The following is a 24,688-nucleotide window of genomic DNA, read 5'->3' as shown; positions in this document are numbered from 1 at the left end:
GGAAGACTACTCGTCATACGTGACCAGCGCGTGCACCGGCACGTCGACGCGCTCGCGGCCTTTCAGGAACCCGAGTTCGATGATGCACGCCATGGCGCACACCTCGGCGCCGACCTTGCGCAACAGTTCGATGGAGGCCGTGCAGGTGCCGCCGGTGGCCAGAAGGTCGTCCACGAGAATCACCCGCTGTCCCGGTTCGATGGCGCCGTCCTGGATTTCGACCGTGTCCTCGCCGTATTCGAGTTGATACGTGTGCTGGATCGTGGCGCCGGGCAGCTTGCCCCTTTTTCGGACCATGATGAATCCGCAGCCGAGCTTCAGCGCCAGAGGGGCGGCCACCAGGAACCCACGCGATTCAACGCCGGCGATGACGTCGGGCTGATGCGCCCGCGCGGCCTTGGCCATGCGGCCCATGGTCACCTGCCAAGCGTCGGCGTGCGCCAAAAGGGTGGACACGTCATAAAACAGGATCCCCGGCTTCGGGAAATCGGGAATCGAACGGATGTAATCCTTGAGATCCATGGGCTAACCCCTCCAGAAAAACCGGGGCCATCCTAAGGGCACCGCTCGCGCATGAAAAGCGCCCGGTGCCGGGAAATGGGCGTGCCCGGTCCCTTTTGCCGCAGTGCGGAAACGGTCGGTTGACCTTCCATCGCGCGTGAAACAAGTGAAACATTGGTGTTGGCAGGGCGCGATCCCGTTCGTACAGTCGGGGCACGGGCAGGCGCGGCACGCGCCCGGCTGCCCGGCGCCGCTCGCGGACGGGGGACATGACCGGAATGACCGACCTGACCGATACGGCTCCGGCCAGCCAGACGGCCGACCTGACCGGCCCGCCTCCGGTGCCGGAAACCGGCCCGCTGGCGGAGATCAGTGCGCGCATCAAGGACGCCCAGGCCTCCCTCAGCCCACAGTTGCGGCAGGCCGCCCGGTACGTGCTGGCGCATCCGGAAGAGGTGGCGCTGACCTCCATGCGGCGGCTGGCGGACCACGCCGGCGTCAAGCCGTCGACCATGGTGCGGCTGGCCCGGGGCCTGGGATTCGACGGCTATGAGTCGTTCCGCGAACCCTACCGGATGTGGCTGCGCGGGGGCGAGGGGGCGTTCGTGGCCCGCGCCCGCACCCTTCAGGCCCGCGCCCCGGCGGCGCGGGGATCGTGCGAACCGTTGCTGGACGAACTCGCACGGGCCGATTCGCTCGCCTTGAGCGAGGCCCTGACCGGGACCAACGGCCTGGCCCTGCAGCGCACGCGTGACCTGATCCGCGATGCGCGGACGGTCTACGTGGTGGGAATGCGGTCGTGCTTCGCCCTGGCGTACTTCTTCCACTACGCCTACGGGTTCGTGTGCGGCAACGCGGTGCTGGTGGATGGCCACGCCGGCACCATGCTCGACAAGGTGATGCGTGCCGGCGAGGGCGATGTCGTCCTGGCCATCGGCTTTCGTCCCTACACCGAGGATACGGTGCGGGCGACCGGGGTCGCCCGGGGCAAGGGCGCCGAGGTGGTGGCCGTGACGGACAGCCTGGTTTCGCCCCTGGCCGACGGCGCCCGGGAGACGATCGTCGTCGACACCGCCTCGCCCAGCTACTTCCAGTCGCTGGTGCCCGCCCTGGCCCAGATCCAGGCCCTGTTGGCGCTGCTGGTCGTCGACGGCGGCGAGGATGCCCTCGAATCGCTGACCCGCACCGAACAGGAACTCGAAGCGTCCGCCGCCTACTGGCGTGAACCCAAACGGCGACGGAGACACGCATGAGCCATGTCTTTCACCGGCATCCCGACACGGACTATCCGGTTGCCGTGGCGGGGGACGGGCCCTGGGTGATCGACGCCCAGGGGCGGCGATACCTGGACGCCTGTGGGGGCGCGGCGGTGTCCTGCCTGGGGTACAGCGATCCGGCCGTGGGCGCGGCGATCAAGGAGCAGGTGGACAGCCTGGCCTATGCCCACTCGGCGTTTTTCACGTCGCGGGCGGCCGAGGATTTGGCCGACCATCTGATCGCCCGCGCCGAGGCGACGATTCCGGACAACCGGCTCGACAAGGTCTATTTCGTCTCCGGCGGTTCGGAGGCGGCCGAGGCGGCGCTGAAACTGGCGCGCCAGTACTTCCTGGAGATCGGCGAGCCCGACCGCCACCGCGTCATCGCCCGCCGCCAGAGCTATCACGGCAACACCCTGGGCGCCCTCGCTGTGGGCGGCAACCAGTGGCGCCGTGAGCCGTTCGAGCCCATGCTGATGCCGGCGCGGCATATCGCGCCCTGTTATGCCTACCGCGACCGCGCCGAGGGCGAGAGCGAGGAGGATTACGGCCAGCGCGTCGCCGACGAGTTGGAGGCGGCGATTCTCGACCTGGACCCGCGCACTGTTGCCGCGTTCATCGCCGAGCCGGTGGTGGGCGCGACGGCCGGCGCGGTGCCGGCGGTGCCCGGCTATCTGAAACGCGTGCGCGAAATCTGCGACCGGCACGGCGTGCTGCTGATCCTTGACGAAGTGATGTGCGGCATGGGGCGCACTGGGCACCTGTTCGCCTGCACCGAGGATGGTGTGTCGCCCGACATCCTGCTGGCGGCCAAGGGACTCGGCGCCGGCTACCAGCCGATCGGCGCCATGCTGTGCGCGGCGCGACTCCACGACGCCATTGTCGCAGGAAGCGGTTTTTTCCAGCACGGCCACACCTACATGGGCCACGCCACGGCCTGTGCCGCCGCGCTGGCGGTTCAGCTCCGGTTGCACGAGGACGGCCTTCTGGAGAACGTGCGCGCGCAGGGAACGGCGCTGCGCGCGGCGCTGGAGGCGGCCTTTGGCCAGCACCCGCATGTGGGGGACATTCGCGGGCGCGGGCTGCTGCTCGGCCTGGAACTGGTCGCTGATCGCACGACCAAGGACCCATTCGATCCCGCCGCGCGGCTGCACGCGCGCGTCAAGCGCGAGGCCATGGCGCGCGGGCTCATGTGCTATCCCATGGGCGGAACGGTTGACGGACGGCGCGGCGACCACATTTTGTTGGCGCCGTCGTTCATCATCGGTCCCGAGCATGTCACCGAGATTGTCGACACGCTGGGTGCGGCGCTGGCCGCCGCGGTGGAGTCTGTTCCGGCAAGGTTGTGGCCCGGCGCGGAAGGGCGTGACGCGTGAAGACTCCACGGCGATTGAGACATCTCAAGCCTTGCGGTTGTGCTTCGTGCCCTTGCCAATCGCGATCGGGCACGAAACACTGACCGAATGACTGTGCCTTTGTCGGAAGGGCACAGGGGGCTCCGGCCCCGCAGCGATCAGGAACCAACAGGACCATTGGTTCCGTTCCGACCGTGCCGGCTCCTTCGGGCCGGTTCGCATTCCGGTGCGGCGACCGGTCCCTTCGATCGCTCCGCCCGGTCAATGACACATTTGGAACCAGGAGGATTTGCACCATGAAGAGTCTGTCCGTCGCCTCCGTCGGCGCCCTGTTCGCCGCCGGCCTGATGACCGCCAGCACCGCGTCCGCCGCCGAGCAGCAGTTCATCACCATCGGCACCGGCGGTGTGACCGGTGTGTACTATCCCACTGGCGGCGCCATCTGCCGTCTGGTCAACAAGGGCCGGTCGGAGCACGGCATCCGCTGCTCGGTCGAAAGCACCGGCGGCTCGGTCTACAACCTCAACACCATCCGCGCCGACGAACTGGACTTCGGCGTGGTGCAGTCCGATTGGCAGTACCATTCCTACAACGGCACCTCGAAGTTCGAGGACGCCGGTCCGTTCGAGGACCTGCGCGCCGTGTTCTCCGTGCATCCGGAGCCGTTCACCGTCGTGGCCCGCGCCGATGCCGGCGTGCGCAACTTCGATGAACTGGAAGGCAAGCGCGTCAACGTCGGCAACCCGGGGTCCGGCCAGCGGGGAACCATCGAGGTGCTGCTGGAGGAAATGGGCTGGAGCTTCGACAACTTCTCGCTGGCCACCGAACTGAAGGCCGCCGAGCAGTCGCAGGCCCTGTGCGACAACAACATCGACGCCTTCGTCTACACGGTCGGCCATCCGAACGGCTCGATCCAGGAAGCCACGACGTCCTGCGAGGCCAATCTGGTGAACGTCCAGAATGACGCCACGGACAAACTGGTGAACGAGAACCCTTACTACTCTTACGCCACGATCCCGGGCGGCATGTACACGGGCACGGACGAGGACACCACCACCTTCGGCGTGCGCGCGACCTTCGTGACGTCGACGGACGTGTCCGAGGACGTGGTGTACGAACTGGTCAAGGCGGTGTTCGAGAACTTCGAGGACTTCAAGAAGCTGCACCCGGCGTTCTCCGTCCTGGAAAAGGAAGAGATGGCGACGGCCTCGCTGTCCGCGCCGCTGCATCCGGGCGCCGAGAAGTACTACCGTGAGGCCGGCCTGATCGAGTAGGACCGGCACCGAACCCCGCGACCGGCCGGTGCCGTCCGCCGTGGCGGCCCGCCGGTCGTGTGGGGACCCGGCCGCGAATCGGCCGCAACTTGGCCGCACCTTGGCCGGCCTTGCGGGGGGAGACCACAAAACCCATGAGCCAGGATCGCAGCACCCCGGGGGACGGCTCCCGCAACGTTGGCACCGCCGAGGACATCGTCGCCCAGGTCGAGAGCGGCGCCCGCAATCCCAAGGGTCTCACGGGCCGGATCATCCTGGTCGTGTGCCTGGCCTGGGCGGTGTTTCAGCTTTGGTTCGCCTCGCCGCTGCCGTTCATCGTCGGGTTCGGCATCTTCAACGGCACCGAGGCGCGCTCGATCCACCTCGCGTTTGCCCTGTTCCTGGCCTATACCGCCTATCCGGCGTTCAAATGGTCGCCGCGCGGCCATGTCCCGATCACGGATTGGATTTTCGCCCTCGTCGGTGCGTTCTGTGCCGCCTATCTGGTGCTGTTCAACGACGCCCTGGCCGATCGACCCGGCGCGCCCACCACGCTGGACGTGGGCGTCGGCGTTGTCGGCCTGCTGCTGTTGCTGGAGGCCACGCGGCGGGCGCTTGGTCCGCCCCTGCTGATCGTCGCCCTGGTGTTCCTGGGATACACCTTCGGCGGGCCGTACATGCCCGATGTGATCGCGCACAAGGGCGCGTCGATCGAAAAGGCCATGTCGCACTACTGGATCACCACCGAGGGCGTGTTCGGTGTCGCCCTGGGGGTGTCCACCACCATGGTGTTCCTGTTCGTGCTGTTCGGCTCGTTCCTGGAACGCGCCGGCGCCGGCATGTATTTCATCCGCGTCGCCTTCGCCTTCATGGGCCACCTGCGCGGCGGGCCGGCCAAGGCGGCCGTGGTGTCCTCCGCCATGACCGGGCTGATCTCGGGGTCGTCCATCGCCAACGTGGTGACCACCGGCACCTTCACCATCCCGCTGATGAAAAAGGTCGGCTTCCCGGGCACCAAGGCCGGCGCGGTCGAAGTGGCGTCGTCCACCAACGGCCAGCTCACGCCGCCGATCATGGGCGCGGCGGCCTTCCTGATGGTTGAATACGTCGGCATCAGCTACATCGAAGTGATGAAGCACGCCATCGTGCCGGCCCTGATCAGCTACATCGCGCTGGTCTACATCGTGCACCTGGAGGCCTTGAAGGCCGGCATGAAGGGCCTGACCCGCACACACGTGCGGCCGTGGCACCAGGCGGCGATCGGGTTCCTCGGCAGTTTCGTGATCGTCGCCGGGCTGGCGGCGGCGGTCTACTATGGCTTCGGCTGGCTAAAACCAGTGGCCGGGGACGCCACGCCGTGGATCGCGGCCACCGTGCTGCTGGTCGCGCACGTGGTCCTGGTGCGGCTCGTGACCACGGTGCCGCCGCTGCCGGAAACCGCCGACATCGACGAGCTACCAGAGCCGCGCGAGACCGTGCGGTCGGGCCTGCATTTCCTGCTGCCCGTCGTGGTTCTGGTGTGGTGCCTGATGATCGAACGCCTGTCGCCCGGCCTGTCGGCCTTCTGGGCGGCCGTCATGATGATGTTCAACGCCATCACGCAGCGCCCGCTCGCCGCGTTCTTCCGGGGGCAGGGGCCGGAACGGATCGCCGCCGCCGCGCGGCAAGGCTTCGCCGACCTGTACAACGGCATGATCATGGGGTCCCGCAACATGATCGGCATCGGCGTGGCCACGGCGGCCGCCGGCATCATCGTCGGCACCGTGACGCTGACGGGCATCGGCCAGGTGCTGACGGAATTCATCGAGTTCCTGTCGGGCGGGTCGCTGATGATCATGCTGTTGCTGACCGCCGTCACCAGCCTGCTGTTGGGCATGGGCTTGCCGACCACGGCGAACTATATCGTCGTCTCCACCCTGATGGCCCCGGTCATCGTCACCCTGGGGGCCGAGAACGGCCTGATCGTGCCGCTGATCGCCGCCCACATGTTCGTGTTCTATTTCGGTATCCTGGCGGACGACACGCCGCCGGTGGGCCTGGCCGCTTTCGCCGCCGCCGCCATATCGGGGGCCGACCCGATCAAGACCGGTATCCAGGGCTTCATCTACGACATCCGCACCGCCATCCTGCCGTTCCTGTTCATCTTCAACACGGAACTGCTGTTGATCGGCGTGGAATCTTGGGCGCACGCCCTGTTCGTGTTCGCCTTCGCGCTGGTGGCCATGCTGACCTTCGCCGCCGCGACGCAAGGGTATTTCGCCGTCCGCTCGCGCTGGTACGAGAGCATCGCCCTGTTGCTGGTGGCCTTCACCCTGTTCCGGCCCGGCTTCTGGATGGACATGGTGGAGCCGGAACTGACCGTGCTGGAGCCGACCCGCATCGAGGCCCTGGCCGAGGAGCGGCCCCCCAATGCCCGCCTGCGCGTCCGCGTCGAGGGCGTGACGCTGGAGGGCAACGAGGTCAGCAAGGCGGTGATGCTGCCCCTCGGCGCGCCCGGCACCGGCGAGGAGCGGCTGCTCAACGCCGGGCTGGAACTGCGCCACGAGGATGGCAAGGTGCTGGTGGACAACATCGTCTTCGCCAGTGCCGCCGAGCGCTTGGGCTTCGACTTCGATTGGGAGATCACCCAGGTGATGGTGCCCAACGAGAACCGGCCGCCGGATCAGGTGTTCTTCATCCCGGCGCTGGCGCTGCTGGGGCTCGTCTGGTGGACGCAGACCCGTCGCGGCCGCCGGCTGGAGGCGCGGGCGGCGTAGGGGACAGCGATCGCGGCCGGGCTGGCGAGGGCCTGCCCTGGAGGCGGCTCAGGCTGCCCGCGCCCCCTAATCCCACGCCTTCACGACATCCACGTCCAATTCGACGATGGACCCCGATCGGCGTTGTCCGAGTGCCCACAGGAAATCCTTACCCGCGGTGGCCCGCGATGTCGTCGAGATTTGGAGGACGAAGGACCCCTCATCGGGAACATCCACGGTCTTGTCGAGTGTTGACGACCGGAACAGAAGCGCGGTGGTGTCCTCGGGCAGGGTGACCGTGGAAGCGCGGCCAAGGATTCCCAAGTACGGCGTGACACGAGGGTTGCGCGTCTTCGCATAGACCTTCACGGCCTCGCTCGTGGCCAGCCCACGTTGCGAATACTGGATGATCGCTTCCCGGCTGCCGGTCTTTAGTGTCCCGGTGTCCTGGGCCAGCGCCGGCGTGGTCAGGATGAGGTTCGGGATCAGGGATGATTCGAACTCGATACCCTCTTCCGACACGTTTGCCACGGCCTCTCCCGGCTGGGGCAACTGGCCGTCGGAGATGCCGCCGACGATATTGGTGACGATCCCGGGGGCTGAAATGCCGACGATCAACGCCTGCTTGAGGTCCGTCTGGCGAAAGGCGATGCACAACACGATGCCGATGAGCGCGAAAATCGCCAGCCCCACCAGCAGGCCCAGTTGCGGCAACGGGCTGGCCGGGTTCGTCACGTAGCTGCCGGCAATGCGCGACAGGGTGGGCAACATGCCGCCGATGGCCGCCATGGAACAGGCGGCGAGCCATTCGGTGGGCGTCAGCGTCCGATGTTCTCGGCGAGAGGGCTCTCCCTGAGAGATCGCGTGCAAACCCATCATCACCTCCCCCATGACCCTCAAAGGTCACGCATCCTATAACGAATGATATACCTGTCTGTGGACAGAATCTGAACGCTAAAATATTCGGAGGTTTCGCACTATTTGTTGTGGGGTGTGCCTGTCCTCTTGACCATTTCGCGCCCGGACCGGGTCATCATCAGCGGGCGCGGAAGGGCTTGCGTTGGGTGGTGCGATGCGGTACAAGGCCGCCTTTCATCCATAAGGGACGGCGTGGCGCGGCGTGCCGAGACCCGGGGCTTCCGGGGGCGCGCCAGGGCATGCCCGACCGTTCCGAACGCGACCCCGCCCGTGGCCGGCGTCATCCGGGTCAAACGGGCCGACAACAGGACACAATGAAATGCCCAAGATGAAGACCAAAAGCGCGGCGAAGAAACGCTTTCGCCTGACCGGTACCGGCAAGGTGCGCGCCAACGTGGCCTACAAGCGCCACATGCTGCGCAACAAGCCGCAGAAGATGAAACGCCAAGCCCGTGGCACGTTCATCCTGTGCGACGCCGACGCCACCATCGTCAAGCGCAACTTCCTGCCGTACGGCCGCTGAGCCCCGCCCAGCGTGCGTCCCTGGAAGTCGTGACCCGTCAGGAGGAATGTTCCCATGTCCCGCGCCGTCAACGGCACCGTGAACAAGGCCCGCCACAAGAAGATTCTCAAGCTGGCCAAGGGTTATCGCGGTAGCAACGCCAACAATTTCCGCACCGCCATCGAGAAGGTCGAAAAGGGCCTTCAGTATGCGTATCGCGACCGCCGCCAGAAGAAGCGCGATTTCCGCAGCCTGTGGATCCAGCGCATCAACGCCGGCGCGCGCCTGCACGGCCTGACCTACAGCGTGCTGATCGACGGCCTGAAGAAGGCCGGCATCGATCTCGACCGCAAGGTCCTGGCCGACCTGGCCGTGCACGAGCCGGACGCGTTTGCCTCGCTGTGCCAGCAGGCCCAGGCGGCGCGCGGCTGACGCTTCGTCCGCACCCCCGTTCAGGGCCGTCCCCGATCCCGGAGGCGGCCCTTTTCGCATGTGTCCCATGCGCGTGTTGCATGGCCGGGCCGTCCAAACCGGGGCCGGTCTTTTCTTCGGGGTCCGTGGGTGCTATGCGACCGCGACCATTGGCGCGCCCGCGCCTCCACCCCATCGGCTGATGGACGGATACATGGACGACCTGGAAACGCTGCGTGCCGAGCTGATCACCGCCGTCGAGGACGCCCCGGACCTGGGGGCGCTGGAAGAGGTGCGGGTGACCGCCCTGGGCAAGAAAGGGCGCGTCACCGCCCTGATGAAATCCCTGGGCGGGATGGACCCCGAAACCCGTAAAGCCGCCGGCCAGGAGATGAACCGCGTCAAGGACGCCATCGCCGCCGCCATTGAGGCGCGCAAGGGCGAACTGGAGGCGGCCGAACTGGACGCCCGTCTGGCGCGCGAGCGCATCGACGTGACACTGTCGGCGCGGCCGGAACGGGCCGGCTCGATCCACCCCATCAGCCAGACCTGGGATGAAGTCGTGGCCATCTTCGGCCAGATGGGCTTCGCGGTGGCCGAGGGACCGGATATCGAGGACGACTTCCACAACTTCACCGCCCTCAACTTCCCGCCCGACCACCCGGCGCGGGAGATGCACGATACGTTCTTCCTGCCGCAACGGCCGGACGGATCGCGCCATCTGTTGCGCACACACACCTCGCCGGTGCAGGTGCGCACCATGATCCACCAGCCGCCGCCGATCCGCATTCTGGCGCCGGGGCGGACCTACCGCAGTGACTCCGACATGACGCACACGCCCATGTTTCACCAGTTCGAGGGGCTGGTGATCGACGAGACGACGCACATGGGGCACCTGAAGGGCTGTTTGCAGGAGTTCGTGGAGGCCTATTTCGAGGTGGACGACGTGCCCATGCGCTTCCGGCCGTCGTTCTTCCCCTTCACCGAGCCGTCGGCGGAGGTGGACATCCGCTGTTCGCGCAAGGGCGGCGAACTGCGCATCGGCGCCGGCGACGACTGGCTGGAGATCCTGGGCTGCGGCATGGTGCATCCGAACGTGCTGAAGGCCTGCGGCATTGATCCCGCGCGCTACCAGGGCTTTGCCTTCGGCGTCGGTCTGGAGCGCATCGCCATGCTGAAGTACGGCATTCCCGACCTGCGCACGTTCTTCGAGTCCGATCTGCGCTGGCTGCGCCACTACGGGTTCGCCGCGCTGGATGTGCCGACCCTGCACGGAGGGCTGGGCCGATGAAGTTCACCCTGTCGTGGCTCAAGGAGCATCTGGAGACGGATGCCCCGCTGGAGGCCATCGCCGAGCGCCTGACCATGATCGGCCTGGAGGTCGAGGCGGTCGAGGACCCGCGCACGGTGCTGGCGCCGTTCACCGTGGCCGAGGTGGTCACCGCCGAACAGCACCCCAACGCCGACAAGCTGCGTCTGTGCACCGTGCGCACGGGCACGGCGGGCGAGGCCGACCTACAAATCATCTGCGGCGCGCCCAACGCCCGCGCCGGCATCAAGGTGGTGCTGGCGCGCCCCGGCACGACCATCCCCGAAAGCGGGATGGTGCTGAAGACCGGCAAGATCCGCGGCGTCGAGAGTCAGGGCATGATGTGCTCGGCGCGCGAGCTGGGCCTGGGCGATGACCATTCGGGAATCATCGAGCTTCCCGAAGGCGCGCCCCTGGGCGCCAGCCTTGTGGACGTGATGAGCTTCGATCCGATGATCGACATCGCCATCACCCCCAACCGTCCGGACTGCCTGGGCGTGCGCGGCATTGCCCGCGACCTCGCGGCGGCGGGGCTGGGCACGCTGAAACCCCTGACGGTCGAGCCGGTGCCGGGTGCCTTCGACAGCCCGATCAGCGTCATCCACGATACCGACGCCGATCGCGAGGCGTGCCCGATGTTCGTCGGCCGCTATATCCGGGGCGTGAAGAACGGCGACAGCCCGCAGTGGGTCAAGGACCGCCTGACGGCCATCGGCCTGCGCCCCATCTCGGCCCTGGTGGACGTGACGAACCTGATTTCCTACGAATTCGCGCGGCCATTGCACGTGTTCGACGCCGACAAACTCACGGGTCACATCCACCCGCGTCTGGCGCGCCCGGGCGAGACCATCCTGGCGCTGGACGAGAAAGAATACACTCTCACGGCCGAGGACGTGGGCATCTGCGACGAGGCCGGGCCGCAGGCCATCGGCGGCGTCATGGGCGGCCTGGACACCGGCTGCACCGAAACCACGGTCAACGTGGTCCTGGAAAGCGCCCTGTTCGACCCCCGGCGCATCGCCGCCACCGGTCGCCGCCTGGGCATCGACAGCGACGCCCGCTACCGGTTCGAACGCGGCGTCGATCCGGAAGGCGCCATCGCCGGCGCCGAGGTTGCGACCCGCCTGATCCTGGACTGGTGCGGCGGCGAGCCCTCGCACCTGGTCGTCGCCGGGGCGCCGCCGGCCTGGCGCACCGAGGTCTCGCTGGACCCGGCGCGGGTGCGCGCCCTGTGCGGCATCGACCTGGACAGCCGGGCCTGCCGCCGCATTCTGGAGGACCTCGGCTGCGAGATCCTGGCCGAGGACGCCCTGGGCGTGCTGACCGTGCTGCGCCCGTCGTGGCGCCCGGACATCGCGGCCGAGCACGATCTGATCGAGGAAGTGGCGCGCATCCACGGCTTCGACCGCATTCCCACGGTGTCGTTGCCGCGTGACCCGATGCCGAAGCCGGTGCTGACCGGCGAGCAGGTGCGGCGGGTGGCGGCGCGCCGTGCCCTGGCCGCGCGCGGCCTGAGCGAGTGCGTCACCTGGTCGTTCCTGCCCAAGGCCCATGCCGAGGCGTTCGGCGGCGGGCAGCCGGCGCTGGACCTGGCCAACCCCATCAGCAGCGACCTGGACGCCATGCGGCCGTCCATGCTGCCCAACCTGGCCACGGCGGCGCAGCGCAACGCCGACCGGGGGGTGCCCAACGCGGCGCTGTTCGAGGTCGGGCCGCAGTTCCATGGCGGCGAACCGGGCGAGCAGCGCATGGTCGCCGCCGCCCTGCGCGCCGGCCAGAGCGGGCCGCGCCACTGGGACGCGCCGCCGCGCCCCGTGGATGCCTTCGACGCCAAGGCCGACGCCCTGGCCGCGCTGGCGGCGGCGGGCGCGCCGGTGGACAGCCTCCAGTGCGGGGCCGAGGCGCCGGCGTGGTACCACCCGGGCCGCTCGGGTGCGCTGAAGCTGGGGCCGAATGTGCTCGCTTGGTTCGGCGAGGTGCATCCGGGCGTGCTGAAGACCCTGGACGTGAAGGGACCGATGGTCGCCTGCGAGGTGGTCCTGGACGCCGTGCCGGCGCCCAAGGCCAAACCGACCAAGGCGCGGCCGCTGCTGAAGGCCAGTGCGTTCCAGCCGGTGGAGCGCGACTTCGCGTTCGTGGTGGACGATGGCGTGGCGGCGGAAACCCTGGTGCGCGCGGCCAAGGGTGCCGACAAGGCCCTGATCGCCGACGTTTCGGTGTTCGACGTCTACCAGGGCGACCGCCTGGAGGCGGGCAAGAAGTCGGTGGCGGTGTGCGTCACCCTGCAACCAACCGAACGCACTCTCACCGACGACGAGATCGACGCCGCCGGCCAGAAGATCGTCGCCGCCGTCACCAAGGCCACGGGTGGCGAGTTGAGGGGGTAGCCTTCGTATGGAGGATTCGGCCCGCGAAGGCGGGCCAATCCGCCGGGTGCGGGACCTATCGCCCATCTTGCCGCCTCTGGCCAAAGCGCTATAGTGCGGCCCCATGAGACTGCTTGTTGTCGAAGACGATGCCGAGGCGGCGGCCTACCTGGCCAAGGGCCTGCGCGAGAGCGGCTATGTGGTGGACCATGCCGACAACGGTATGGACGGCCTCTACATGGCCACGAACGAGACCTATGACGCCATCGTGCTGGACCGCATGTTGCCGCGCCTGGACGGGCTGGCGGTGGTCGAGACCCTGCGCAAGGCCGGGAAACAAACACCGGTGCTGATCCTCTCCGCCCTGGGCGAGGTGGACGCGCGGGTGCAGGGGCTGCGGGCCGGCGGCGACGACTATCTGGCCAAGCCATACGCCTTCTCGGAACTGCTGGCGCGTCTCGAAGCCCTGCTGCGGCGCGGCGAGGGGCCGACGCAGCAGACCCGAATGCAGGTCGGCGACCTGGAACTGGACCTGCTCGGCCGCCACGTCACCCGCGCCGGCAAGACCATCACCCTGCAGCCGCGCGAGTTCCGCCTGCTGGAATACCTGATGCGCCACGCCGGCCAGGTGGTGACGCGCACCATGCTGCTGGAAAACGTGTGGGACTACCACTTCGACCCGCAGACCAACGTCATCGACGTTCACGTCAGCCGCCTGCGCCAGAAGATCGACAAGGACTTCGACACCGCCCTGATCCACACCATCCGGGGCGCGGGCTACTGCCTGCGCGAGTCCGATTAGCCCCCCCAGTCCCACAGCCCGCCTGTTTCGCACCACGGTTTTCCGGCTGGCGCTGATCTCGGCGGTTGTTTTCGCGCTGCTGTCGGGTGTGGTGCTGGGCCTCGTCTACTGGACCACGGCGGCCCTGATCGACCAGCAGACGGTCACCGCCATCAACACCGAAATGGCCGGCCTGCGCGACATCTACCGGCGTGGCGGGGTCAACGCCCTGATCGCGGCGATCGATAATCGTGTGTCGGGCTATCAGGGCTATCACCACCTCTATCTGCTGGCGCCGCAGGAAGGCGGCGCGCCCCTGGTCGGCAATCTGCGCCAGTGGCCCGGGGTGCCGCCGGACCGCAACGGCTGGATGCGCTTCACGGTCGAAGGGGAGGGCGACCGCCAGGGCCAGCTCTGGCCGGCGCAGGCGCGGCTGGTCCACCTGTCGGACGGCCTGCGCCTGCTGGTCGGGCGCGACATGACGGAACGCACCGGCTTCGCCCAGATCATGGAGCAGTCGCTGGCCTTTGCCCTGGCCACGTCGCTGGTGCTGGGGGTGATCGGCGGCATCGTCATGAGCCGCAACCTTTTGCGGCGCATCGACGCCGTCAACCGCACCGCGCAGACCATCCTGGAGGGCGACCTGTCGGGCCGCGTGCCGGTGTCCGGCGCCGGCGACGAGTTCGACCGCTTGGCCATCAACCTCAACAGTATGCTCGACCGGATGCAGAAGCTGATCTCGGCCATGCGCGAGGTCAGCGACAACATCGCCCACGACCTGCGCAGTCCGCTCAACCGGATGCGCTCGCGGCTGGAGATCACCCTGGTCGGCAAGCCCGACCTGGCGGAGTACCAACGCTCGCTGGAAGGGGCGCTGGAGGATACCGACGCCATCCTGCACACCTTCAATGCGCTGCTGTCGATCGCCCGCATCGAGGGGCGCCACGCCACGGAGAGCTTCGAGGCGGTCGATCTGGCCGAGGTGGTGGCCTGTACCGTCGAGCTGTACGAACCGGTGGCCGAGGAACGCGGCCAGACGCTGGTGTACACGCCGCCCTATGCCGACCATCCGCCGACGGTGCTGGGCGACCGCCACCTGCTGTCGCAGGCCGCCGCCAACCTGGTGGACAACGCCATCAAGTACACGCCGGAGGGCGGCCACATCTCGGTGTTCGTCAACGTGGCCCTCGGCACCGTGCGGCTGGTGGTGGCCGACGACGGGCCGGGCATCCCGGAACACTTCCGGGGCGCGGTGCTGAATCGCTTCGTGCGCCTGGAACAGAGCCGCCACACCGCCGGCACCGGCCTGGGGCTGAGCCTGGTGTCGGCGGTCGCCGAACTGCACGCCGCGCGGCTGGAGCTGAAGGACAACGATCCGGGCTTGCGGGTGGAACTGCACTTCCCCGAGCGTGCCGCGCCGCCCGCCCAGGCCGAAGCGGCGCAATAGGGGGATCGTGTCCCCTCACGCCGGCACTGGCCCGTTCTCGGCCAGCGCGGTATACCCCGTAGGGTGCGCTCGCGCCGAAGGCGCAGCGCACCAGACACCCGCGCGATGGTGCGCTGCCGGCCGCTTCGCGGCCGTCGAGCGCACCCTACAAGGTTACACAAGAGTCACGCTGGCACCGGCCCGTTCTCCGCCAGCACGGCCCCGGCCAGATAGAGCGATCCGCAGATGAGCACGCGGCCCGGCGGGCCGGGCAAGGCGGCGATGGCGTCGAGGGCATCGGCGACGCCGGTGTGGTCCGTCACGGGGACGGTTCCGGCCATGCGCGCGCGCTCGGCCAGGACGTCCGTCGGCAGGCCGGCGGCGCTGCCCGGCACCGGCACGGTGTGGACGCTGGCGGCCCTGGACACAAGGGGACGGAGGAAGCCCACGGTATCCTTGGTGTCCAGCATCCCGACGATCAGGTGCAGCGGGTTGTTGCCCCACCCCTCCAGCACCGCCGCCAGGGCCGCGCCGGCGGCCGGGTTGTGGCCGCCGTCCAGCCAGACCTCCCAGGCGGCCGGCAGCCGGTCCACCAGCGGCCCCGTCGGCAGGCGCTGCAGCCGCGCCGGCCAGTCGACGCGCGCCAGCCCGGTGCGGATGGCCTCCGGGGCCGGGCGCAGCGCCTCCGGCAGGGCCAGGGCCATGCGCACCGCCAGCGCGGCGTTGGCGCGTTGGTGCTCGCCCGGCAGCGGCGGCGCCGGCCAGCTCTCACCGTCGGTCACGAACCGGCCGGCCGCGTCCGGCGCCCATGTCCAGTCGCGCCCGCCGAGCGAGAGCGCCGCGCCCACCTCCGCCGCCCGTTGGTCGAGCACGGTGGCGGCGTCCGGCATCTGCGCGGCGGCCACACAGGGCACGCCGGGCTTGAGAATCCCGGCCTTTTCTCCCGCGATCTCCGCCAGCGTCTCGCCCAGGTACTGCTGATGGTCCAGCGCGATCGGCGCAATAGCCGTCAGAACCGGCCGCTCGACGACATTGGTGGCGTCAAGGCGGCCGCCCAGGCCGGTCTCCAGCAGGACGACGTCCGCCGGTTCGCGGGCGAAGGCCAGCAGGGCGGCGCAGGTGGTGATCTCGAAAAAGGTGATGGGGTCGGGACCGTTGGCCCGCTCGCACTCTTCCAGCAGCGCGGTCAGGTGGTCCTCGTCGATCAGGCGCCCGGCCAGCCGGATGCGCTCGGCGAAACGCACCAGGTGCGGCGAGGTGTAGACATGGACGCGCTGTCCGCCGGCCTCCAGCATGGCCCGCAGCAGGGCCACCACGGAGCCCTTGCCGTTGGTGCCGGCGACATGCACGACCGGCGGCAGGCGGCGTTCGGGGTGATCCAGGCGCGCCAACAGGCGCCACACGCGGTCCAGGACCAAGTCGATGGCCTTGGGGTGCAGGGCCATCAGCCGCGCCAGCACGCGGTCGGAAGGGGCGTCGGGCATGGGCGGTGACGTCACGACTCCGGCGCGCGGTCGGCCGCCGTGGAGGCGGCGGCGGTGTCGTCAGGACCCTTGGACCGCCCGCCCTTGCGTTTGGGTGGGTCGGATGGCGGCAGGATCTCGGCGTCGGGGTGCGGATCCTCGGACTCGTCCACCGGGCCGGTGGGTTCCGTCTCTCGATGGTGCTCGACCTTGGCGTCCCCCTCGGCGACGGCCGGCAGGTTGGCGTGCTCGTAGGGCAGGGTGGGGACCGTCAGCAGCCGCATGACCCGGGCCAGCGCCGACTTCAGCGCGGCGCGCGTCACCACCATGTCCACCATGCCATGTTCCAGCAGGTATTCCGACCGCTGGAACCCCTTCGGCAGCTTTTCGTGGATGGTCTGTTCGATCACCCGCGCGCCGGCGAAGCCGATGATCGCCCCCGGTTCGGCGATGGCGATGTCGCCCAGCATGGCCAGCGAGGCGGTGACGCCGCCCGTGGTGGGGTCGGTCAGGACAACGATGTACGGCAGCCCGGCGTCCTTGACCATGTCGACGGCCACGGTCACCCGCGCCATCTGCATCAGCGAGAGGATGCCTTCCTGCATCCGCGCCCCGCCGGAGGCCGGAATGGCGATCAGCGGCGCCTTTTCCTTGACGGCCAGTTCGGCCGCCTCGACGAAGCCCTCGCCCACGGCCATGCCCATGGATCCGCCCATGAAGTCGAAGTCGAAGGCCGCGACCACGGCCGTGCGGCCCTCGATCGGCCCCTTGGCGACGATCAGCGCGTCGCTTTCGCCGGTCTTGGCCTGGGCATCCTTCAGGCGGCTGGAATAGCTTTTGACGTCGCGGAACTTCAGCGGATCGGCCGGCACCTTCGGCAGCGGCGTGCGGTCGTAGACGCCGTCATCGAACAGCATGGCCAGGCGGTGCTTGACCGGCATCCGCATGTGGTGGCCGCACTGGGCACAGACGCGGCGGGCCTTGTCCAATTCCTTGTGGAAGATCATGTGCCCGCAGGCGGGGCACTTGTGCCACAGGTTGTCCGGCACCTCGCGCGGACTGCCAACGAGGTTGCGGAACTTGGGGCGGACGTATTCGGACAGCCAGTTCATGCGAACTCCCGAGAACGCGGGTCTGGTCGAGGTCTAGGGCCGGGCGCCTCGGACACCCTCGGCCAGCGCGGCGACGAAGCCCAGCGGGTCGTCCCCCGTGGCGATGCGCTCCACCAAAGCCGAGCCGACCACGGCGGCATCGGCGGCGCGGGCGATGGCGGCGGCCTGGTCCGGCGTGCGGATGCCGAAGCCGACGGCGATGGGCAGGTCGGTCTTGGCGCGCAGCCGGGCCACGGCCTCGGCGACCTGGGTTTCGTCGGCCGAGCGGGTGCCGGTGATGCCGGTGATTGAGACGTAATAGAGGAATCCGCCGGCGTGATCGAGCACCGCCGGCAGGCGTTTCTCGTCCGTGGTCGGCGCGGTCAGCATGATCAGGTGCAAACCGTGGGCGGCGAATGGGCCGGTCAGTTCCGGCGCCTCCTCCGGCGGCAGATCGACGATGATCGCCCCGTCGGCGCCGGCGGCGGCGGCGTCGGCGGCGAACTGCTCCACCCCATGGCTGTGGATGGGGTTGTAGTAGCCCATCAGCACGACCGGGGTGTCCGCGTCCTTCTCCCGGAACCGCGCCAGCATCGCCAGCGTGCCCTTGAGGGTCTGCCCCTGCTTCAGCGCCCGCTGGGCGGCGGCCTGGATGGTCGGGCCGTCGGCCATGGGATCGGAGAACGGCATCCCCAGTTCGATGATGTCGGCGCCGGCGGCGGGAAGTCCCTCCAGCACCGCCTGGGCGGCCGCCGTGTCGGGATCGCCGGCCATCATGTAGGTGACCAGTCCGGCGCGGCCCTGCTCCCGCAGGGCGGCGAAGCGGGCCTGAATGCGGCCACTCTCGGGGGTCGTTTCCTTGGGCATCACAAGGCCTCCCCGACGTCGGAGCCCAGCGCCTTGGCGACGGTGGCGACGTCCTTGTCGCCGCGTCCGGACATGTTGACGACCATCACGTGATCCCGGGGCAGGGTGGGGGCCAGCTTGATCGCCTGGGCCACCGCGTGGGCGCTTTCCAGGGCGGGGATGATGCCCTCCAGCCGGGTCACGGTCTGGAAGGCCTCCACTGCCTCGGCGTCGGTGATGGGCACGTATTCCACCCGGCCGGTGTCCTTCAGCCAGCAGTGTTCGGGACCCACACCCGGGTAATCAAGCCCGGCGGAGATGGAATGCGCCTCGACCACCTGGCCGTCGTCGGTCTGCAACAGGTACATCCGGTTGCCGTGCAGCACGCCCGGCCGTCCGCCGGTCATGGAGGCGGCGTGGCGGCCTGTCTCGACGCCGTCGCCGGCGGCCTCGACGCCGACGATGCGCACGTCCGGCTCGTCCAGGAACGGGTGGAACAGCCCCATGGCATTGGAACCGCCGCCGATGCAGGCCACCAGGCTGTCGGGCAGGCGGCCTTCCTGCTCCAGGATCTGCGCCCGCGTCTCCTCGCCGATGACGCACTGGAAGTCGCGCACCATGGAGGGGTAGGGGTGCGGGCCGGCGACGGTGCCGATCAGGTAGTAGGTGTCGTCGACGTTGGCGACCCAGTCGCGCATGGCGTCGTTCATGGCGTCCTTGAGCGTCGCCGAGCCGCTGGTGACCGGCTTGACCTCGGCGCCCAGCAGTTTCATGCGGAACACGTTCGGCGCCTGGCGTTCGATATCCACCTGGCCCATGTAGATCACGCACGTGAGCCCGAACAGCGCGCACACGGTGGCCGTGGCGACGCCGTGCTGGCCGGCGCCGGTCTCGGCGATGATGCGCGTCTTGCCCATGCGCCGCGCCAGCAGGATCTGCCCCATGCAGGAGTTCACCTTGTGGGCGCCGGTGTGGTTCAGGTCCTCGCGCTTGAAGTAGATCCTGGCGCCGCCCAGGTGCTCGGTCATGTGCTGGGCGAAATAGAGCGGGCTCGGCCGGCCGACGTAGTGCTTCAGGTAGCCGTCCAACTCGGCCTGGAACGCCGGATCGGCCTTGGCGTCGGCGTAGGCCCGCTCGACCTCCAGGATCAGGGGCATCAGGGTTTCGGCCACGTAGCGTCCGCCGAAGATGCCGAAATGGCCGCGTTCGTCCGCGCCCGCGCGGTATGTGTTCAGTGCCTTGGTCATCGGTGTCCCGTCTCGTTGCGCGCGCGCGTTATAGCGCGGGCGGCCGGTGTGGGCCTAGCGCTAATTCGGCGGCGCCAGTCCCCGCGCCTCCAGGAATGCGCGGATCACCGGCGCGGGCACCATCACGCCCTGTGGCATGTCGAGGCGGTCGGCGAAGCCGATGGAAATGCCGGCGACCCGGGGCGCGTCGGGGTCCTCGCCACTGACCAGGATGGGGCCGCCGGACGAGCCCTTGGGGCCGTCGCAATCATGCCGCCATAACGCGTCGTCGCGCACGCCCAGCATGATGCAACTCTTGTCCACGGCCAGAAGGTGCGGCCGATCCTGGCTGTAGCCCGCCAGCCACACCCGCGCGTGGACGCCAGCGGAGCGGCCCGTGCCGATGGCGGTGCTGAGGCGCAAGGGCGGGATGCCGGCGATCGGCGCCGTCAGGCGCACCAGGGCGAAGTCGCCGCGCGGGCCGTCCTGGTCGGGCCGCAGGATCTCGGCGACGCGCCCGTGGGCGTCATAGTCGCCGAAGCGGTAGCCGGCTAGGAAATGCAGGCTCTCCGGCGGCAGCCGGCCGACGCGGGTGTTCTCCAGGCAGTGCGCGGCCGTCAGCACCAAGTCGGGCGCGATCAGCGTGCCGGTGCAGAAGCCGCCGGTGTTGCGGTTGACGCGGCCGATCGCCTGCCAGGGCCAGGGGTAGGCCTTGCCAGAGCCGGGGCCGGTGCTGATCACCGGGCGGCGATCGTCGGCGCCCTGGATGCCGGGCAGGTCATAGGCGTGGGTGGCGCTGCTCGCGGACAGGACGAGTGCCGCCAGAATGGCCCCTATCGCCGGGCGCCGGCTAAAGGCCCAGGTCGGCATCCCGCCATGCTCCCCGGGCGATGAAGTGCGGGTTCAGGAAGCGGTCGTTCTTGGCGTAGCCCAGGGGCTCGCCCGACTCGGTCTCCACGTGGCCGCCGGCGGCCAGCAGGACGGCATGGGCCGCCGCCGTGTCCCACTCGCAGGTGGGGGCGAGGCGGGGGTAGAGGTCGGCCGCGCCCTCGGCCAGGCGGCAGAACTTCAGCGAGCTGCCGGCGTTGGTGCGCGAGGCGACCGGGTAGCGTGCCAGATACGCCTCCATGGCGCCGCCGTCGCCGTGCGAGCGGCTGGCCAGCACCACCAGCCCGGCTGGGTCGGGCCGGCGGCACCGGATGGCCTCGGTCGTGCCGCCACTCGCCCGCTGGGCGGTGCCCGGACCGTGGCCGATATAGAGCACGTCCAACGCCGGGGCCAGCACCAGCCCCAGGACGGGCGAACGATCCGCCACGAGTCCGATGTTCACCGTGAATTCGCCGTTGCGCTTGATGAACTCCTTGGTGCCGTCGAGCGGATCGACCAGCCAGAACGGACCGTCGCCCACGGCGGGCACGTGGCCGGCGGCGACGCGTTCCTCGGCCACCACCGGCACATCGGGCGTCAGCGCCTCCAGCGCCTTCAGGATCACCGCCTCGGCGCGGCTGTCGGCCTCGGTGACCGGCGAATTGTCGTCCTTGGTGTCGACCGCGAAATCGCTGTCGTAGATGGCCATGACCTCGGCCCCGGCCGCCCGCATGGTGGGGATCAGGGCCTCGGCGAGGCGGGCCAGCGTGGCACTGTCGAAGGTCTCGGTCATCGCGGTTTCGGTCCCTTGGCGGCCTGGATCGCCTGCCACACGCGGTGCGGCGTGGCCGGCATGTCGATGTGGCGGATGCCGAGCGGGGCCAGCGCGTCCACCACGGCGTTGATCACGGCCGGCGTGGCGCCGATGGTGCCGGCTTCACCCGCCCCCTTCACCCCCAGCGGGTTGGTGCGACACGGATAGTCCTCGACCGTGCGGAAGGTGATGTCCGGAATGTCGCGCACACGCGGCACCTGGTAGTCCTGGAGCGTCCCGGTCAGCAGTTGCCCCGTCTCCGGATCATAGATCACCTGCTCCATCAGCGCCTGGGCCATGCCCTGCACGGCGCCACCGATGATCTGGCCTTCCAACAGCAGCGGGTTCAGCACCGTGCCCATGTCATCGACGATGGTGTAGCGGTCCAGCCGGACGGCGCCAGTGTCGGGGTCGATCTCCACCTCGCACACATGGCAGCCGTTGGGATAGGTGGCCTGCGGTGGTTTCCAAGCGTGGGTGGCGGTCAGGCCCGGGCCGCCCTGGTCATTGGCGGCGTGGGCGACCTCGGCCAGCGTGAGCACCCGGTTGCTGCCGGTCAGGCGGAACAGCCCGGCCTCCGGGTCGTGGGTGATGGCGTCGGGGTCGTCGGCCTCCAGCAGGTCGGCGGCGATGGCCCTGGCCCGCGCGATCAGGTCGTCGGTGGCGGCGGCCAGCGAGGCCCCGCCCACGGGAATGGACCGCGAGCCGCCGGTGCCCTTGCCGGTGGGGACCTCGTCCGTGTCGCCCTGGCGCACGCGGATGCTCTCCAGCGGCACACCCAGGGCGTCGGCCACCATCTGGCCGTAGGCGGTCTCATGGCCCTGGCCGGTGGACTGGCTGCCGATCAGCACGGTGATGGCGCCGTCCGGCGCCACCCGGACGGTGGCGCTTTCATCGCCGCCGCCCCCGGAGGCCTCGATATAGGTGCTCAGGCCGATGCCACGCAGCCGGCCGGCGGCGGCGGAGGCCGCCCGGCGCTGCTCGAAGCCGGCCCAGTCGGCGACCCGCAGGCCCTCGTCCAGAATGGCGGCGAAGTGGCCCGAATCGTACGTTCGGCCCAGCGCCGTCGTGTAGGGCAGGGATTCGGGCGCGATGAAATTGCGGCGCCGGATTTCGTCGACCGTCACCCCGGTCTCGCGCGCCGCCGTCTCCACCAGGCGTTCCAGCAGGTAGGCCGCCTCCGGTCGGCCGGCGCCCCGGTAGGCATCGACGGGTGTGGTGGTGGTCACCACGCCGCGCGCGCGATAGCTGGCGGCGGCGAAGGCGTAGACGCCGACGATCATGGCGGCGCCGGCCATCGTGGGGATGAAGGCGGCGTTCTGCGAGCAGTAGGCGCCGATGTTGGCGCGCACATCGGCGCGGATGGCCAGGAAGCGGCCCTCGGCGTCGAGCGCCAGTTCGGCGTGTGTCACGTGGTCGCGGCCGTGCAGGTCGCTGGCGAAGCCCTCGGAGCGATCGGCGATCCATTTGACCGGGCGGCCCAGGGCCTTCGCCGCGAACAGGACCAGGGCGTGCTCGTTCATCAGGAACAGGCGCATCCCGAAGCCGCCGCCGACATCGGGCGATACCACGCGAATGCGCTCCGGTGGAACCTGGAACACGTAGGTGGCCAGCCAGTCGCGCAGGGAGTGGGAGCCCTGGCTGCCGGTCAACAACTCGTATTTGTCGGTTGCCGTGTCGAACCGGCCGATGGCGCCGCGCGGCTCCATGGGTGTGGGGGCGACGCGGCTGTTGACCAGATCGAGCGCCACGATCCGGTCGGCCTTGGCGAATTGCGCGGCGGTGGCGTCGGGGTCGCCCGACTCCCAGTCGAACAGAATGTTGCCGGGCGCGTCGTCCGGGTGCAGCGCCGGCGCGCCCTCGCCCAGGGCGCTGGCAACATCCGGCGCGGCGGGCAGCGGGTCGATGTCGGCGAGCACCGCCTCGGCCGCGTCGCGGGCCTGAAGGGCGCTCTCGGCCACCACGAAGGCCACCGGCTCGCCGACGAAGCGGACCCGGTCCCGCGCCAGGATGGGGCGATCGGGCGCGGTCATGCGGGTGCCGTCGCGGTTCTTGACCAGGATCGTCGCGGGCAGCCCGCCCAGGCCGGCCGAGTCCAGGTCGGCCGCCGTGAACACGCCCAGCACGCCGGGCATGGCCCGTGCCGCGTCGATGTCGATGCCGGTCAGAACGCCGTGCGGGTGCGGCGAGCGGACCACGGCGCCAAAGGCCATGCCGGGCAGGGTGATGTCATCGGTGTAGCGGCCGGTGCCGGTGAGAAAGCGTTGATCCTCCACCCGTCGGATGGCCTGTCCCTGGCCGAAGCGGCCCATGGTGCTCTCCTGTTGGTTCCGGTAGGGTCAACCAAGCCCGCTCCGGCCGCACGGGTCAAGGGGGCTGGTGGGGCGGGGGCGCGGGATCGATGGTCTGGCGGAAGTGGGCGATCTCGTCCGGCAGCGTGGCGGCGAGGCGCTCGGCGGCGGCGACGGCTCGGGTCGCGTTTTCCGGGATGAAGCTGTCATAGCTTTTCATGGCCACATGGCGGAACCGTCGGGCCTCGTCGGCCAGGACTATGAGTTCGGGGGAGAGAATCGGCGGGCGCAGGGACGGGATCGCACGCGCCGCCCGTTTCAACAGGTCGGCGTGCCAGTCTGGGCCGCTCGGCGGGGCCTCGTCGAGGAGCCGGAGAATCCGCGCCAGGGCGGATTCCAGCGCCGTATAGCCCGCCTGCATGGCGTGCAGGAACCCCATGGCGGCGGTGTAGCTGGACAGGTCGGCGCCGGTCAGGTCCTGGGTGCGGAAGATCTCGACCGCGCGAGCAAGGTGCCGACAGGCGGCCGCGACGTCGTCCTCGATCTCGACCCATCGCCCATTGGTCATTGGGGCGCATCTCCCCCGACGATCTCGGCGCCGCGCTCCAGGACGCGGGCGACGAACGCGGGCTTGGTCCAGGCCACCGGCATGATGTCGCCGCGCAGGCCATGGCGGCGGCAGGCGTCCTCGGCGGCCGTCCAGGCCTCGCGGTCGCTGTCGGGCGGGTAGTCGACCAGGATGTCGAGGTCGCTGTCGGGGGCGGCCGTGCCCCGGACCACGGAGCCGTAGAGGATGAAGCGACCCTGCGGGTGGGCACCGGCAAAGGCCGCCAAGTCGGCGCGCACGGCGTCGGCGGCCCGGCGCAGGGCGTCCAGCGCCTCTTGGTGGCGCTCGTCGAGGGTCTTCCAGGCCATGGTCCGTCTTCTCCCGGCGGGTCGCGGGACCGTGGGAGGATAGCCGCGCCCACCGTGCTGGTGAAGGGGCGCGGGACAAGAAAAGGGTCATCCCGGGTCGGAGCCAATCCCTTGCCCTACACACGCCCGATCCTGTGCAGCGGAAAGCGCTCCACGATGCGGCGGTCCAACTGGTCGCGCACCTCGCGGTAGGCCTCCAGGCGCACCTCGCGGTTGCCCTTGATCAGCGACGGATCGAAGGTGTGCCAGAACTCCACCTCGCAGGCCATGGTGCGGGTCATCTCCACCGCCTTGTGTTGGGCTTCCGGCGACAGCGAGATGATGAGGTCGAAGTTCTCGTCCTCCAGGTCCTCGAACGCGCG

21 protein-coding genes and 1 pseudogene are annotated in these 24,688 nt (G+C 69.3%); 10 read left to right on the top strand and 12 right to left on the bottom strand.

The features are described 5' to 3' along the window. Positions 1 to 6: 6 nt before the first annotated feature. Positions 7 to 522 carry an adenine phosphoribosyltransferase gene (locus Q0309_RS07970; protein ID WP_299439291.1) on the bottom strand — a complete coding sequence of 172 codons (516 nt, stop codon included), beginning with the start codon at positions 520 to 522 and terminating at the stop codon, positions 7 to 9. 248 nt (positions 523 to 770) lie between these two features. Between Q0309_RS07970 and Q0309_RS07965 the strand changes: the two genes are divergently transcribed. The 4 genes from Q0309_RS07965 to Q0309_RS07950 all read left to right on the top strand — a co-directional run bounded on the left by Q0309_RS07965 (position 771) and on the right by Q0309_RS07950 (position 7,121). Beyond that, the gene (locus tag Q0309_RS07965; protein ID WP_299439289.1) at positions 771 to 1,754 is read left to right on the top strand and encodes a MurR/RpiR family transcriptional regulator; all 984 of its coding nucleotides are present in this window, start codon (positions 771 to 773) and stop codon (positions 1,752 to 1,754) included. Then, positions 1,751 to 3,133, top strand: a complete 1,383-nt coding sequence (locus tag Q0309_RS07960; RefSeq protein WP_299439287.1) for an aspartate aminotransferase family protein — start codon at positions 1,751 to 1,753, stop codon at positions 3,131 to 3,133. The genes Q0309_RS07965 and Q0309_RS07960 overlap by 4 nt, the downstream gene beginning before the upstream one ends. Positions 3,134 to 3,408: 275 nt before the next feature. Further along, positions 3,409 to 4,386 (top strand): TAXI family TRAP transporter solute-binding subunit, encoded by a 978-nt coding sequence (locus Q0309_RS07955; protein WP_299439285.1) that lies wholly within the window; start codon positions 3,409 to 3,411, stop codon positions 4,384 to 4,386. A gap of 134 nt (positions 4,387 to 4,520) precedes the next feature. Beyond that, positions 4,521 to 7,121 carry a TRAP transporter permease gene (locus Q0309_RS07950; protein WP_299439282.1) on the top strand — a complete coding sequence of 867 codons (2,601 nt, stop codon included), beginning with the start codon at positions 4,521 to 4,523 and terminating at the stop codon, positions 7,119 to 7,121. Between the two features lie 66 nt (positions 7,122 to 7,187). Here the strand turns inward: Q0309_RS07950 and Q0309_RS07945 are convergent, their stop codons facing one another. Further along, positions 7,188 to 7,991: a hypothetical protein gene (locus Q0309_RS07945; protein WP_299439280.1), complete on the bottom strand. Its 804-nt coding sequence runs from the start codon at positions 7,989 to 7,991 to the stop codon at positions 7,188 to 7,190. Positions 7,992 to 8,337: 346 nt separating this feature from the next. Between Q0309_RS07945 and rpmI the strand changes: the two genes are divergently transcribed. The 6 genes from rpmI (at position 8,338) to Q0309_RS07915 (ending at position 14,834) form a co-directional block, all read left to right on the top strand. Beyond that, positions 8,338 to 8,541 (top strand): 50S ribosomal protein L35, encoded by a 204-nt coding sequence (rpmI, locus tag Q0309_RS07940; protein ID WP_299439278.1) that lies wholly within the window; start codon positions 8,338 to 8,340, stop codon positions 8,539 to 8,541. Between the two features lie 54 nt (positions 8,542 to 8,595). Further along, a complete protein-coding gene (gene rplT, locus Q0309_RS07935) occupies positions 8,596 to 8,952 on the top strand; it encodes a 50S ribosomal protein L20 (RefSeq protein ID WP_299439276.1) in 357 nt (118 codons plus the stop codon). Between the two features lie 193 nt (positions 8,953 to 9,145). Continuing rightward, on the top strand, positions 9,146 to 10,222 hold the full coding sequence (gene pheS / locus Q0309_RS07930) for a phenylalanine--tRNA ligase subunit alpha (RefSeq protein ID WP_299439274.1): 1,077 nt from the start codon (positions 9,146 to 9,148) through the stop codon (positions 10,220 to 10,222). Further along, a complete protein-coding gene (gene pheT / locus Q0309_RS07925; RefSeq protein WP_299439272.1) occupies positions 10,219 to 12,627 on the top strand; it encodes a phenylalanine--tRNA ligase subunit beta in 2,409 nt (802 codons plus the stop codon). Before pheS ends, pheT begins: the two co-directional genes overlap by 4 nt. Positions 12,628 to 12,730: 103 nt before the next feature. Next, positions 12,731 to 13,408 (top strand): response regulator transcription factor, encoded by a 678-nt coding sequence (locus Q0309_RS07920; protein ID WP_299439270.1) that lies wholly within the window; start codon positions 12,731 to 12,733, stop codon positions 13,406 to 13,408. Positions 13,409 to 13,496: 88 nt separating this feature from the next. Next, positions 13,497 to 14,834 carry a HAMP domain-containing sensor histidine kinase gene (locus tag Q0309_RS07915; protein WP_299439268.1) on the top strand — a complete coding sequence of 446 codons (1,338 nt, stop codon included), beginning with the start codon at positions 13,497 to 13,499 and terminating at the stop codon, positions 14,832 to 14,834. 164 nt (positions 14,835 to 14,998) lie between these two features. Here Q0309_RS07915 and Q0309_RS07910 read toward each other — a convergent pair whose 3' ends face one another. The 10 genes and pseudogenes from Q0309_RS07910 to Q0309_RS07865 all read right to left on the bottom strand — a co-directional run. Continuing rightward, positions 14,999 to 16,297 carry a folylpolyglutamate synthase/dihydrofolate synthase family protein gene (locus Q0309_RS07910; protein ID WP_299439266.1) on the bottom strand — a complete coding sequence of 433 codons (1,299 nt, stop codon included), beginning with the start codon at positions 16,295 to 16,297 and terminating at the stop codon, positions 14,999 to 15,001. Between the two features lie 11 nt (positions 16,298 to 16,308). Continuing rightward, the gene (gene accD, locus Q0309_RS07905; RefSeq protein WP_299439264.1) at positions 16,309 to 17,388 is read right to left on the bottom strand and encodes an acetyl-CoA carboxylase, carboxyltransferase subunit beta; all 1,080 of its coding nucleotides are present in this window, start codon (positions 17,386 to 17,388) and stop codon (positions 16,309 to 16,311) included. 33 nt (positions 17,389 to 17,421) lie between these two features. Beyond that, positions 17,422 to 18,234 (bottom strand): tryptophan synthase subunit alpha, encoded by an 813-nt coding sequence (gene trpA, locus Q0309_RS07900; protein ID WP_299439262.1) that lies wholly within the window; start codon positions 18,232 to 18,234, stop codon positions 17,422 to 17,424. Continuing rightward, on the bottom strand, positions 18,234 to 19,460 hold the full coding sequence (gene trpB / locus Q0309_RS07895; protein WP_299439260.1) for a tryptophan synthase subunit beta: 1,227 nt from the start codon (positions 19,458 to 19,460) through the stop codon (positions 18,234 to 18,236). Before trpB ends, trpA begins: the two co-directional genes overlap by 1 nt. A 60-nt stretch (positions 19,461 to 19,520) precedes the next feature. Continuing rightward, positions 19,521 to 20,309 (bottom strand): trypsin-like serine protease, encoded by a 789-nt coding sequence (locus Q0309_RS07890; protein WP_299439258.1) that lies wholly within the window; start codon positions 20,307 to 20,309, stop codon positions 19,521 to 19,523. Beyond that, positions 20,290 to 21,099 carry a 3'(2'),5'-bisphosphate nucleotidase CysQ gene (gene cysQ, locus Q0309_RS07885; protein WP_299439256.1) on the bottom strand — a complete coding sequence of 270 codons (810 nt, stop codon included), beginning with the start codon at positions 21,097 to 21,099 and terminating at the stop codon, positions 20,290 to 20,292. Before cysQ ends, Q0309_RS07890 begins: the two co-directional genes overlap by 20 nt. Beyond that, positions 21,096 to 23,432, bottom strand: coding sequence for a xanthine dehydrogenase family protein molybdopterin-binding subunit (locus Q0309_RS07880; RefSeq protein WP_299439254.1), 2,337 nt, complete (start codon positions 23,430 to 23,432; stop codon positions 21,096 to 21,098). Before Q0309_RS07880 ends, cysQ begins: the two co-directional genes overlap by 4 nt. A gap of 55 nt (positions 23,433 to 23,487) precedes the next feature. Then, positions 23,488 to 23,979, bottom strand: a complete 492-nt coding sequence (locus Q0309_RS07875) for a hypothetical protein (protein WP_299439252.1) — start codon at positions 23,977 to 23,979, stop codon at positions 23,488 to 23,490. Continuing rightward, entirely contained in the window at positions 23,976 to 24,326 is a 351-nt protein-coding gene (locus Q0309_RS07870) for a nucleotidyltransferase family protein (protein ID WP_299439250.1), read from the bottom strand. Before Q0309_RS07870 ends, Q0309_RS07875 begins: the two co-directional genes overlap by 4 nt. Before the next feature lie 116 nt (positions 24,327 to 24,442). Then, a pseudogene (locus Q0309_RS07865) lies at positions 24,443 to 24,688 on the bottom strand (low molecular weight phosphatase family protein); the annotation flags it as partial.

Origin of the sequence: uncultured Rhodospira sp. (assembly GCF_937138205.1) — a bacterium.
GTDB lineage: Bacteria > Pseudomonadota > Alphaproteobacteria > Rhodospirillales > Rhodospirillaceae > Rhodospira.
The sequence above is the reverse complement of the archived record's forward strand: the minus strand, read 5'-3'. Positions and strand labels throughout refer to the sequence as shown.